Below are 12,413 nucleotides of genomic sequence, written 5' to 3' on the forward strand. Positions count from 1 at the left end.
TTCGTACCCGGCACCGGCTCGCGCCAGCGCTACTCCTCGTATGTAGTGTTCGCGCCTCGCCCGCCCCACCGGCTGGCGCGACGATCAGCCCATCATCCCGACGGCGGTACGTGGCGCCGGAGTCAGCGCATCGCCCACCCGGTCCACGAGCAGGGCCATCTCGTACCCGACCTGTCCGACGTCGCTGGCGCGCGCGGCGAGGACCGCGAACGACGAGCCGTCGGAGATCGACATCAGGAACAGGAAGCCGTTGTCCATCTCGACCACGGTCTGCAACACCGCCCCTCCCTCGAAGCAGCGGGCCGCACCCTGGGTCAGGCTGACCAGGCCGGAGGCGATCGCCGCCAACTGGTCCGCCCGGTCCCTCGGAAGGTCTCGTGACGACGCCAGGAGCAGGCCGTCCGCGGAGACGGCGACCGCGTGCGCGACACCGGGTACCCGATCGGCGAAGTTGGCCAGCAGCCAACCGAGATCCTGCGTACTAGTCATCCTTCTTGCTCCTTCTGCCCGCTCCCGGCCACCGGGCCTGAGCCAGACTGCGAGGATTGCTGCCCGCCCGAAGTTCCCTCCGGGCCGGTCGGGTTGCTGTCCGACGGGTGGTTACGTCCCCGCTGGACACCCCGGTGGTAGGCGGAGAGCAGACCGCGCACCGACTCGGGGTTGCGTTTCTGCACCGTAGCCGCCGGCTTCTCCACCGCACCCGGCACGAGCTGGGCCATCGGCGTACGCTTCGGCAGCCCGGTCTGCGTGGTGGCGGTGGCGGCGACCGGTGCCTGGCTGGCCGCGCTGGCGGCCCGCCAACCGTCGTCGGCCGCGGTCTGCCACACACTATCCTGCGGCGCGGGCCGGTACGAGGGCCTGTTCTCGCCACCGCCGCCGGGACGGAACCCACCGTTCGCGCCGTTCCCGCCGGGCGCGCCTGCGGCCGTCGGGGTCTCTGCCATCGGTGCGTTACCTGTCGTCGCCGCGCTCGGGGTCTGCGGTGCGGGCCGACCCGTGGCGTCGATCGCGGTGATCTGCTGGGTCGTGGCACCGTTGGCCGCCGGCTGGCGGGCACCGGCCGACTCCTCCGGCCCCGGACGACGGGTGCGGAACCACGCGGACTCCAGCTCCCGGAAGATCGGCAGCTCCATCGTCTCATCCGCGTACCGCTGCCGGTTCTGTGCCTGCGGCGGCGTGGGCGTGGTCGGCTGGGGCTGCGGCGCCGAGGCGGGCCAGGCGCTCGGCGTCTGCTGCGGCGTCGGGCGCGACACCCGGGGCAGCTCGGTGGTCATGTCCAGCGCGGCGGCCAGCCGCTCGGGCACCGCCGGGGCGGCCGTCTCCCCGGCCACCGGCGGCCAGGCCGGAGGTGCCGAGGGCTGCTGGTGACCGGTGCCCGGCGACACGGGCCGCTGCGGCAACCCGCCGGGCGCGCCCGAGACCGGCGAACCGGAGACCGGGGAGCCCGAGACCGGCGCGCCGGAGACCGGCGGCGCGGAGTACGGCGTACCCGAGACCGGCGGCGACGAGACCGGCGGCACCGGCGGGGCGGACACCGCGGGCGGCGTGTAGGGAGCCGCCTCCGGGCTGCTCGGAAGCTGACGCGGGATGGTCGGCTGCTGCCCCGGGTTCGACTCGTCGGTGTGGCGGCGCTGCGGCAGCGGGTCGTGCGACGACCCGTTGGACGTACGCGACGCGAAGTTGTTGCCGCCGGGGACGCCGCTGGCACCGGTCAGGTCCGACCAGGCGGGCAGGTTGCCGGCACCGGCCATGGAGCCCGGCGTACCGGCACCGTTGCGGCTGGCCGGGTCGAAGGGTCGCCCGCCCAGGGTCACCTGGTTGCCGGAGCCACCGGGACGCGGGGCGGGAGCCGCCGGCAGGCCCGGACCGCTGCCGTTGTTGCCCATCGGCGGCATGCCGCCGAACGCGGGGGCCGGGCCGGGCGGCGGGCCGGCGGGAGGCAGCGCGGCGGGCTGCTGCCCACGGCCGGACAGCCCACGCGGCACGAGCACGGTCGGCGGCAGCGTGACGTCGGCGACGGTGCCCCGGTCGTTGCCGGGACGCAGCTCCACGCGGACGGTGTGCCGGGACGCCAGCCGGGCGACCACGACCAGGCCCATCATCCGGGAGACCGCGACGTCCACCTGAGGCGGCGTGGCGAGGCGCTCGTTGAGGTCGGTCAGCTGCTCCGCGCTGATACCGATGCCCCGGTCCTCGACGTACAGCGAGGCGCGGTCACCGACCCGACGGGCCTCCACCAGCACCTGGGAGTCCGGCGGGGAGAAGGCGGTCGCGTTGTCGAACAGCTCGGCGACCAGGTGGACCAGGTCGTTGACGGCGTGCGCGGCGACCTCGATGTCCCGGTCGATGACGCCGAACTCGATCCGGGTGTAGTGCTCGACCTCGGACTGGGCGGCCCGGAGCACGTCGATCAGCGCAGCCGGCTCCCGCTGCACACGGGTCGAGTCCGCGCCGGCGAGGACCAGGAGGTTCTCGTCGTTACGGCGCATCCGGGTGGCCAGGTGGTCGAGCTGGAACAGCTCGGCCAGGCGGTCCGGGTCCTCCTCGCCGCGCTCCAGCCGGTCGAGGTGACCGATCAGCCGGTCGACCAGGATCTGGGAACGGCGGGCGAGGTTGACGAACATGGTTGCGACGGACGCCCGCAGGGCGGCCTGCTCGGCGGCGGTCCGGACCGCCTCCAGGTGGACGGCGTTGAACGCCTCGGTCACCTGCCCGAACTCGTCCTTGCTGCGGACCGGCAGCGGCTCGGCGATCTGGTTGGCCAACTGCATCGGTGAGAGCTGGCCGGTGACCTGCGGGTCACGCAGCCGGGCCACCGCCTGGGGCAGGCCGTACTGGGCGATGGAGAGCGCGCCCTGCCGGAGCTCCCGCAGCGAGCGGGCCATCGAGCGGGCCACCAGGAACGCCAGGAAGATGGCGAACAGCAGCGTGGTCAGCAGCAGGCCGGTCTCCAGGAACACCTGCCGCTGTACGTCGGAGCGGAGGTTGGCGGCCTCGGCGGCGACGTCCGAGTCGAACTTGGACTCCACCGACCGGATCAGATTGCCGTTGGCGACCAGCGCCGCGTCCCACTCCTCCGGCGTGAAGGAGAGGCCGGCGAGGTTCGCGGAGGCGTCGGCGTTGACCTGGCTGATGTAGATCGTCGCCTGCCGCCGGTCACCACCACCGATGGTCTGGGCGTGGAACTCCGCCTCGGACTCGGTGGCGACCGCGTTGAAGCTCTGCTGTGCCTGCTGCTGGCCGGTCTCGCTGGAGATGTAGTCGGTGCGCAGGGTCGCGCTCATGCCGCCCTGGATCAGGGCGCGGTGCACGACCACCCGGCGGACGGAGAGCCACTCCTTCTCCCGCGCGACGGCGGCCGAGGCTCGCATCCGGTCGCTCAGGTCGTTGTCACCGGCGAGCTGGCTGGCCGAGTCCCGCACGGAGAGCAGCTGGTTGATCAGCTCGTCGTAGGACTGGAGCGTGTCGGTGATCTTGAACTTACCGTTGATCACCTGGCTCCGGGTGCCGGGCAGGTCGCCGAGTCGCTCGTCGATCTGCGTCAGCAACTCCTGGAGGCTGGGCGGCAGGTCGGTCAGGTCGGAGCGCTGCGACGAGTAGGGGTCCGTGGCCCGGTCCACCGCGCCGGAGACCTCGCTGTAGAGCGCGGAGGCGTTCTTCTTCTCCTCCGACTCGGCCTGCCCGGCCGACTGCGGCTGCACGCCGAGGAGCAGGACGGCAGCCGTCCGCTCGTCCTGCAGACCGTCCACCAGCGCACCGGAGTGCCCGATGAGTTCGGCGAGGTCGCCAGCCCGGTTGGCGTCGCTGAGCGAGTCCAGGTGGTCGACCAGACCACTGGTGCCCACGACGACCGTGGCGATGGTCGGCACGATCATGATGAGACCGAGCTTGGACCAGATCGGCATGTCGCGGAGCCGACCGACCGGCCGACCCATACGCGACAGGAAGGAGCCTGCCGTCTTCGGTCGTTTGCTCACGTCACCGCCCTCGTGATTGCAGCGTCCGCGTTGTCTTGCGGACAACGCCCAGCAGCCGACCCGGCGGGTCGGACCATCCGAGATTCCATCACGCCTCTGGGGAAAGAGAAAGCCCAGGTTGGCCCCAGCCAAAGGTGTGATGAGATGTTGACGCAATTTGATCGCGGTCCGTCTGTTCGGAGTCACTGAAGGTAATGGAACCCCCGCACCGAGTTGTCCTGCTCGCCGGCCCATCCGGCTCCGGGAAGTCATACGTAGCGCGACAAACCGGGCTGCCAGTGCTCTGTTTGGACGATTTCTACAAGAATGGCGATGACCCATCGTTACCGCGCCGGGATGGCCAGATCGACTGGGAGTCGCCCGCTTCATGGGACGCCGAAACGGCCGTTGAGGTGATAACCCGACTGGCGAGGCACGGTCGGGCAGATGTCCCCGTGTACGCCATCAATGAGGACCGGCGGGTGGCCACTCGGCCGTTCGAGCTGGCCGATTCGCCACTTTTCGTGGCCGAAGGGATCTTCGCCGCCGAGATCGTCGAGGAATGCCGACTTCGGGGCCTGGTCGCCGGGGCGTACGCGCTGCGCCGGCCACGCGGGGCGACCTTCCTCCGTCGGCTCGCCCGCGACCTGGCCGAGCAGCGCAAGGGTCCCCGGGTACTGCTGCGGCGGGGCGTGACGCTGTTGCGGGCCGAGCCGGCGGTGCTGCGCCGCCAGACCGGGCTGGGTGCCGAGGCCGCCCGGGCGCGGGAGATCCTGCGTCAGGTCGCCGGTCTGCACCGCCCCGGTCGTCCACCGGCCCGCTGAACCGGCGTCGGGCGCTCAGGCCAGCAGCTTGGCGTACGCGGGCTTGATGACCTCGTCGATGATCCGGAGCCGTTCGTCGAACGGGATGAAGGAGCTCTTCATCGCGTTGATGGTGAACCACTGCACCTCGCGCCAGCCGTAGCCGAACGCCTCGCAGAGCAGCGCCATCTCGCGGGACACCGAGGTGCCGCTCATCAGCCGGTTGTCGGTGTTCACGGTGACCCGGAACCGCAGGTCACGCAGCAGCCCGATGGGGTGCTCGGCGATCGACGCGACGGCACCGGTCTGCACGTTGGACGACGGGCAGAGCTCCAACGGGATCCGCTTGTCCCGCACGTACGCGGCCAGCCGACCGAGCACCGGCTCTGCGCCGACGGTGATGTCGTCCACGATGCGTACGCCGTGGCCCAGCCGGTCGGCACCGCACCACTGGATCGCCTGCCAGATGGAGGGCAGCCCGAACGCCTCACCGGCGTGGATCGTGAAGTGGAAGTTCTCCCGCTGGAGGTACTCGAAGGCGTCCAGGTGCCGGGTGGGCGGGAAACCCGCCTCGGCTCCGGCGATGTCGAACCCCACCACCCCGTGGTCGCGGTGCCGGACCGCCAGCTCCGCGATCTCCTGCGAACGCGCCGCGTGCCGCATCGCGGTGAGCAGGGTGCCGACCCGGATCGGCGTACCGGCCTCGGCGGCGAGCCCACTGCCCTCGACGAACCCGGCCAGCACCGCCTCGACCACCTCGTCCAGGCTCAGGTTGCGTTCCAGGTGTTGCTCCGGGGCGAAGCGCACCTCCGCGTAGACGACCCCGTCGGCGGCCAGGTCCAGCGCGCACTCCCGGGCCACCCGCCGCAGCGCCGGGGCGGTCTGCATCACGGCCACGGTGTGCGCGAACGTCTCCAGGTAGCGCTCCAGCGAACCCGAGTCGGCCGCCGCCACGAACCAGCGCCCCAGCTCCGCCGGGTCGGTGGTGGGCAGCTCGTGACCGACCTCGGCGGCCAGCTCGACGATCGTCGCGGGCCGCAGACCGCCGTCCAGGTGGTCGTGCAGCAACGCCTTCGGTGCCTTGACGATGTCCTCGTACCCGATGTTCGCGGCCATGACCAGACCCTAGTCCGCAGCGGACAGCTGGGTACGCTCGGGAGCGTGGATCTGGCCTGCGACCTGCTGTGGTGATGGACCCTCGCGTCGTCGAGCGACTGCGCTGCCCGGTCTGTGGAGAGCCGCTGGGCGAGGTGTCCGCCGGTGCCGCCCGCGCGCTGCGGTGCCCGCGCCGGCACAGCTTCGACATCGCCCGACAGGGCTACGTCAACCTGCTCGCCGGCCGCGCCCCGCACGGCGGGGACAGCGCGGAGATGATCGCCGCACGGGCGGACTTCCTCGCCGCCGGCCACTACGACCTGATCTCCGCCGCCCTCGCTGAGTTCGCCACCCGCGTCACCGGGCAGACCGCCACCCCGCACCCAGGTGTCCCGCGCTGCCTTTGCTCTGCTTCAACGGACGCACCGGTATCCGGGCGTGTCTGTTGCGCCGAGGTAAGCAGAGCAAAGGGGCCGCACCAGGATGTCCCGAGCGGCGGACTCGGGGCGTACCCGCTGGTGGTGGAGGCGGGCGCCGGCACCGGTCGGCACCTCGCCGCGGTGCTGGCGGCGGTGCCGGCGGCCGTCGGTCTCGCCCTGGACGTCTCCAAGCCGGCGTTGCGCCGGGCGGCCCGGGCGCACCCCCGGATCACCGCGGCGGTCGCCGACACCTGGCAGCGCATGCCGCTGGCGGACGCCTCGACGGCGCTGCTGCTCAACGTCTTCGCGCCCCGCAACGGCGCTGAGTTCCGTCGGGTTCTCGCACCGACCGGGCGGTTGCTGGTGGTGACGCCGGTGGCCGACCACCTCACCGAACTGGTCGACGCGCTCGACCTGCTCCGGGTCGACCCGGCCAAGGCGGACCGGATCGCCGCCGGCCTCGGCGGGCACTTCGTCGAGGAGTCGCAGACCGAGCACCGGCAGGAGCTGAGCCTGGCCGGTCCGGAGGTGGCCACGCTCGTCGGCATGGGCCCGAGCGCCTGGCACACCGACCCGGGCGGGCTGGCCGACCGGACCGCCGCCCTCGGCGAGCCGGTCCGGGTGACCGTCGCGGTCCGGCTCGGCGTGTACCGCCCGCGTCCCAGGTCCTAGGTGGAGAGGTCGACCTCTTCCCAGCCGGGCGGCTCGTCATGGTACGGCCCGCGCAGCATCACCGCCCACTCCAGAGCCCAGCGGCGCTGGCCGATGGCGTTGGCGTCCACCAGCCCCGGCAACAACCGCCCGGCCCGGCTCACCTCCAGGTACGCCCAGTCCAGGCAGTAGTGCAGGTCGAGCAGGGCGGCGGCGTCGGCCGGATGCTGCGGGGCGGTCAGGATGCGGGCCTGCCAGCGCCGGAAGGTCTCCCCCTCGACGATGTTCGGCAGGCGCTCCACCAGCCGCTCGTCCACCGGCAGCGTGGGGTCGAGCTGTTTGGTCAGGCCGAGTACCCAGGTCAGGGCGAACAGCGCGTCGTGATGCAGCACGAACGAGCGGTGGTCGCCCTTGGCGCCGGTGACGAACTGGAACTCCGGCGGGGTGACCATCTCCAGCAGGTGCGACGCCAGCAACCAGCTCATCGCCGCCTGCGGCGGCATGCCGAAGCAGCGCGCCTGGATCAGGTGCAGCACGGCGATCCGCGCCTCGACCTCCGGTGTCGGCCGCAACTCGATCTCGTCGCCGGGCTCCCACACCAGCGGGAACTGCGGCGGCGGCAACGGCAGTCGCAGCCGGGACAGTTCCTCCAGGCTCGCTTCACGCACCGCACGGGGGTCGGGAGCAGGCACGATCACGGCAACATCCCTGTCTGGTCGTGATGTCTCGGGCGCCGGGTAGTCCCCCCTGGCCTGCGAGGATAGCGGCCAGACCGGCCCGGCACCATGGGGCGCGACCAGGGTGGACTCACTCCACCCGTTCGAGCACCAGCGGAACGGTGGCCGGCGGTGTGGCCGCGAGAGTCACCGCGCGGGCCGCCTCCGCCAGCGCCGCCGGAATCCTCTCCGGACTCTCGGACCGCAGCTCGTAGAGGGGGTCACCGGCCCGGACCGGGTCACCGGGCCGCTTGTGCAACAGCACACCGGCGGGCACGCTGACCGGGTCCTCCTTGCGGGCCCGGCCGGCGCCGAGCCGCCACGCGGCCACCCCCATGGCGTACGCGTCGACGGTCGCGACGTAGCCGTCCGTCTCGGCGCGCACCACCTCGACCTCGGGCGCGCTGGGCATGGATGCGTCGGGGTCACCGCCCTGCGCGCGGATCATCGACCGCCACACGTCCATCGCCCGCCCGTCGCGCAGCGCGGCGGCGGGATCGGCGTCGGGCAGCCCGGCGGCATCGAGCATCTCCCGGGCCAGCGCCAGCGTCAGTTCCACCACGTCGGCCGGGCCGCCACCGGCCAGCACCTCGACCGACTCGGTCACCTCGACGCCGTTGCCGATGGCCAGGCCGAGCGGCGTCGACATGTCGGTGAGCAGGGCGACCGTGCGGACGCCGTGCGCGCCGCCCAGCTCCACCATGGTCCGGGCCAGCTCGCGGGCGTCGTCGACGGACTTCATGAACGCGCCGGAGCCGACCTTCACGTCGAGGACCAGCGCACCGGTGCCCTCGGCGATCTTCTTGCTCATGATCGAGCTGGCGATCAGCGGGATCGCCTCCACCGTGCCGGTGACGTCGCGCAACGCGTACAGCTTGCGGTCGGCCGGGGCCAGTCCCGACCCGGCGGCGCAGACCACCGCCCCGAGATCGCGCAGTTGGGCGGTGAACTCCTCGTTGCTGAGCGCGGCCCGCCAGCCCGGGATCGACTCCAGCTTGTCCAGCGTGCCGCCGGTGTGCCCGAGGCCGCGCCCGGAGAGCTGCGGCACCGCCGCGCCGCAGGCGGCCACCAACGGGGTGAGCGGCAGAGTGATCTTGTCACCGACGCCGCCGGTCGAGTGCTTGTCCACGGTCGGCCGGGACACCGACGACAGGTCCAGCCGCTCGCCGCTGGCGATCATCGCGGCCGTCCACCGGGCGATCTCCGGGCCCGTCATCCCGTTCAGCAGGATCGCCATGGCCAGCGCCGACATCTGCTCGTCGGCCACCGCCCCCCGGGTGTACGCGTCCACCACCCAGTCGATCTGCGCGTCGGAGAGCACACCCCCGTCCCGCTTGGCCCGAATGACATCAACCGCAGTAAACACACTCACCTTTGAGTCCCATCCCAACGCACCGGAATCTCCACCGGCGGCTCACCCTCACCGGCCCAGAAGATGGTGCCCGACGCGTCCACCACCACGACCCGGGGCGTACGCGCCAACCCCCAGGTGATCGCCTCTGCCGGGTCGTTCCAGCTCGGCGCCTCCTCCAGCACCCCGGTCTCGGCGCCCGCGTCGTCGCCGGCCGACCGTTCCCAGTAGGCCGTCCAGATCTGCTGGCCGGCGGAGAGGTCGGGGTGCACGAAGACGGTGCCGCGTCCCCGCCAGGCGGCCAGCCGGTCGGGAACCACCGGCACCGGCCGTTCCCGGGTGACCGCGTCGAGGTCGGCCACGTCGAAGGCGTGCGGCAGCAGTTCCGCCATCCGCAGCGGACCGCCCTTGGCCTCGATCAGGCACTCCGGCCCGCCCTGTTCCCAGAGCAGTTGCCGGCAGCGCCCGCACGGCATCAGCGGCTCGCCGGTGGCGTCGACGCAGGACAACGCGACGATCCGGCCACCGCCGGTGGCGTGCAGCGAGGAGACCACGCCGCACTCGGCGCAGAGCACCACACCGTACGCCGCGTTCTCGACGTTGCAGCCGACCACGACCCGGCCGTCGTCGACCAGTGCCGCCGCGCCCACCGGGAACTTCGAGTACGGCACGTACGCGTGCCGCATGACCTCGGTGGCGGCGGCGCGCAACCGCGCCCAGTCGATATCCATGCTGCGCTCCCCTGGATCAGCCCTTGATGTACGGCTTGCCGTCGGCGGCGGGTGCCCGGACCCGGCCGACCAGCCCGGCCACCGCCAGGATCGTCGCCAGGTACGGCAGCATGGCCAGGAACTGGCCGGGGATGATGCTGTTGATCGCGCCCAGGTAGGTGGCCAACTGGTCGGCGAAGCCGAAGAAGAGCGCCGCGAGCAGCGCCCCCGTCGGGCTCCACCGGCCGAAGATCAGTGCGGCCAGGGCGATGAAGCCCTTACCGCCGATCATGTTCTTGGTGAACGAGTAGAGCGCCAGCGTGTACGACGCCCCACCGATGCCGGCGACCACACCGGCCAGCAGCACGTTGCGGTAGCGCACCCGCAGCACCTTCACGCCCAGGGTGTCCGCCGCCGTCGGGTGCTCGCCGACCGACCGGGTCCGCAGACCCCATCGGGTGCGGAACAGCGCGATGTGGATCACGAGCACCAGCAGCAGGGCGAGGTAGAGGAAGATGCTGGACCGGAACAGCGCCGGCCCGAGGACCGGGATGTCGGAGAGCAGCGGGATCTCCCAGTTGCTGAACCGGGGAGCGCTGTTGTAGCGCGCCGCGTCGGTCTGCATCAGCCGCTCGTAGAGGAAGCCGGTGATGCCGACCGCGAGCAGGTTCAGCACGATGCCCATGACCACCTGGTCGACCAGGTAGCGGATGCAGAACACGGCGAGCAGCAGCGAGATGAACGCGCCGCCGATCGCGGCGGCGACCAAACCCACCCAGACGCTGCCGCTGATGCTGCCGAAGAGCGCGCCGCTGAACGCGCCCATCAGCAACTGGCCCTCGATGGCGACGTTGACCACGCCGGAACGCTCGCAGAGCACACCGGCCAGCGCACCGAAGATCAGCGGCAGGGCGAGCAGGAACGTGCCGCGCACGATGTTGACCAGCGGCATGAAGTTCTGCCCGGTCGGTGCGGCGGAGACCTGCCAGCAGAGGAAGGAGAGCACGAAGCCGATCAGGCCGACGGCGAGCACCGGGACGAACCAACGTTTCGGCAGACCGGCCAGCATCGCCGCCCCGGCGGCCAACGTGATCAGTCCGAAGAGGATCGCGCCGACCGTCCCGTGGATCTCCAGCGCGGCCCCGGCGGAGTCCTCGCTCAGCGTGAAGCGGGCCTGCTCACCGGTGGCGAGCGCGCCGAACAGCACGGTGGCCAGCAGGCCGAGGGCCAGCAGCACCAGGCCCACCTTGCGGGTACGGGTCCAGAAACCCTCGTCGACCTGCGCGACCGCGACGTCGGGGACTGCCATGGTGGACATGCCTCACCAGCCCTTCGCGAGGCTCGTCTGCAACCGGGCGGCCCGCGCCGCCCGGAGCTGGAAGATCGCCTTCACCAGGGCCGGCGCGGCGATGAAGATGACGATCAGCGCCTGGAGCACGGTGACCAGCTCCAGCGAGATCCCCGAGTACGACTGCATCCGGTTGCCGCCGGCCTGCAACGCGCCGAACAGCAGCGCGGCCAGCGCCACTCCCCACGGTTTCACCCGGCCGAGCAGGGCGACCAGGATGCCGTCGAAGCCGATCTGCGCGACCACCAGCGGGGTCAGTGCGGCGGCGGTGGTGCCGAGCACCATCTGCGAGCCGCCCAGTCCGGCCAGCGCCCCGGCGAAGACCATGATCAGCACGTACGTCCGGGTGACGCTGATGCCGGCGGTGCGGGCGGCGTCCGGGTTGGCGCCCACCGCACGCAGCTCGAAGCCGAGCGTGGAGCGGTTGAGCAGCCAGGCGACCGCGAGGGTGGCCAGCACGGCGAGGATGATCCCGGTGTGCGCCCGCAGCCCGTCCCCGAACAGGCGCGGCAGTTGGGCGGAGGCGTCCACCGGCCGACTGATCGCGTCGGTGCGATTCGGGTCCTGCACGCCGTTCTGCACGATCAGCCAGGTCAGGAAGTAGACCGCGATGTAGTTGAGCATGATCGTGTTGATCACCTCGTGTGCGCCGGTCCGCGCCTTGAGGATGCCGGGAATGAAACCCCAGATCGCGCCGCCGACCGCACCGGCCAGAACGGCGACCAGCAGATGCAGCCCGGGCGGCAGCGGCAGCAGGAATCCGGCCAGCGCGGCCAGGATCACGCCCATGGTGGCCTGGCCCTGGGCACCGATGTTGAACAGACCGCCCCGGAACGCCAGCGCCACCGACAGACCGGTGAAGACCAGCGGCGCGGTGTAGGTGAGCGTCTCCGAGATCGGGCTCAGCGCCGCGTTCACCGTGGAGGCGGCCGGGTCGAAGACGCTGCCCTTGAACAGGTTCGCGTACGCCTCGCTGACCAGCGTCCAGCTCGCGCTGAGCGCGTCGGCGGGACGGGCGGTGAAGTAGGCGTAGGTGGCCAGCACGTCCGGATCAGAAATGATCATGAGGATGGCGCCGACCAGCATCGCCAGCACCAGCGACAGCAACGTCACGGTGAACGTGTTGGCCGCCCACAGGTTCTCCAGGAACAGCCGGCCCAGGGTGGGTCGTTCCTGCGGGGGCTGCCCGGTGGTGGCCGTCTCGGCGCGCTCGGTGTTGCCGATCGCGGTCCGGTTGGCCTGCTCCTCGCTCGCCGGTTCCTTGTCCGGCGAGCCAGGCTGGGAAGAAGTGGTCATGCCGGCACTCCGCTTCGCTCCGTACCGTCATGAGGCACCACCGCACTGAGCCTGATGATTCGCTCGCA

General features: G+C 71.7%; 10 protein-coding genes. 2 read left to right on the top strand and 8 right to left on the bottom strand.

Features of this window, described 5'->3' with window-relative positions; genetic code table 11:
• Positions 1–84 precede the first annotated feature (84 nt).
• The gene (locus tag ACZ31C_RS00660) at positions 85–489 is read right to left on the bottom strand and encodes a roadblock/LC7 domain-containing protein (protein WP_131057168.1); all 405 of its coding nucleotides are present in this window, start codon (positions 487–489) and stop codon (positions 85–87) included.
• Positions 486–3,977, bottom strand: a complete 3,492-nt coding sequence (locus tag ACZ31C_RS00665) for a sensor histidine kinase (protein WP_465793616.1) — start codon at positions 3,975–3,977, stop codon at positions 486–488. The genes ACZ31C_RS00660 and ACZ31C_RS00665 overlap by 4 nt, the downstream gene beginning before the upstream one ends.
• A 194-nt stretch (positions 3,978–4,171) precedes the next feature.
• On the opposite strand from ACZ31C_RS00665, the gene ACZ31C_RS00670 reads away from it, so the two are divergent.
• Complete coding sequence (locus ACZ31C_RS00670; RefSeq protein WP_465793617.1) at positions 4,172–4,780, top strand: uridine kinase family protein; 609 nt, start codon at positions 4,172–4,174, stop codon at positions 4,778–4,780.
• Positions 4,781–4,795: 15 nt separating this feature from the next.
• On the opposite strand, the gene ACZ31C_RS00675 is transcribed toward ACZ31C_RS00670, so the two are convergent.
• On the bottom strand, positions 4,796–5,875 hold the full coding sequence (locus ACZ31C_RS00675) for an adenosine deaminase (RefSeq protein ID WP_465793618.1): 1,080 nt from the start codon (positions 5,873–5,875) through the stop codon (positions 4,796–4,798).
• A gap of 74 nt (positions 5,876–5,949) precedes the next feature.
• Between ACZ31C_RS00675 and ACZ31C_RS00680 the strand changes: the two genes are divergently transcribed.
• A complete protein-coding gene (locus tag ACZ31C_RS00680) occupies positions 5,950–6,945 on the top strand; it encodes a putative RNA methyltransferase (protein ID WP_465793619.1) in 996 nt (331 codons plus the stop codon).
• On the opposite strand, the gene ACZ31C_RS00685 is transcribed toward ACZ31C_RS00680, so the two are convergent.
• The 5 genes from ACZ31C_RS00685 to ACZ31C_RS00705 all read right to left on the bottom strand — a co-directional run bounded on the left by ACZ31C_RS00685 (position 6,942) and on the right by ACZ31C_RS00705 (position 12,345).
• Positions 6,942–7,622 carry a DUF4272 domain-containing protein gene (locus tag ACZ31C_RS00685; RefSeq protein WP_396740741.1) on the bottom strand — a complete coding sequence of 227 codons (681 nt, stop codon included), beginning with the start codon at positions 7,620–7,622 and terminating at the stop codon, positions 6,942–6,944. The two genes, ACZ31C_RS00680 and ACZ31C_RS00685, sit on opposite strands and share 4 nt — an antisense overlap.
• 109 nt (positions 7,623–7,731) lie before the next feature.
• The gene (locus tag ACZ31C_RS00690; RefSeq protein ID WP_465793620.1) at positions 7,732–9,012 is read right to left on the bottom strand and encodes a thymidine phosphorylase; all 1,281 of its coding nucleotides are present in this window, start codon (positions 9,010–9,012) and stop codon (positions 7,732–7,734) included.
• Entirely contained in the window at positions 9,009–9,722 is a 714-nt protein-coding gene (locus tag ACZ31C_RS00695) for a cytidine deaminase (protein ID WP_465793621.1), read from the bottom strand. Before ACZ31C_RS00695 ends, ACZ31C_RS00690 begins: the two co-directional genes overlap by 4 nt.
• A gap of 16 nt (positions 9,723–9,738) precedes the next feature.
• A complete protein-coding gene (locus ACZ31C_RS00700; RefSeq protein WP_465793622.1) occupies positions 9,739–11,019 on the bottom strand; it encodes an ABC transporter permease in 1,281 nt (426 codons plus the stop codon).
• A 3-nt stretch (positions 11,020–11,022) separates the two neighbouring features.
• On the bottom strand, positions 11,023–12,345 hold the full coding sequence (locus ACZ31C_RS00705; protein ID WP_465793623.1) for an ABC transporter permease: 1,323 nt from the start codon (positions 12,343–12,345) through the stop codon (positions 11,023–11,025).
• Positions 12,346–12,413 lie beyond the last annotated feature (68 nt).

The sequence above is a fragment of the Micromonospora sp. NPDC023869 genome (assembly GCF_055559695.1).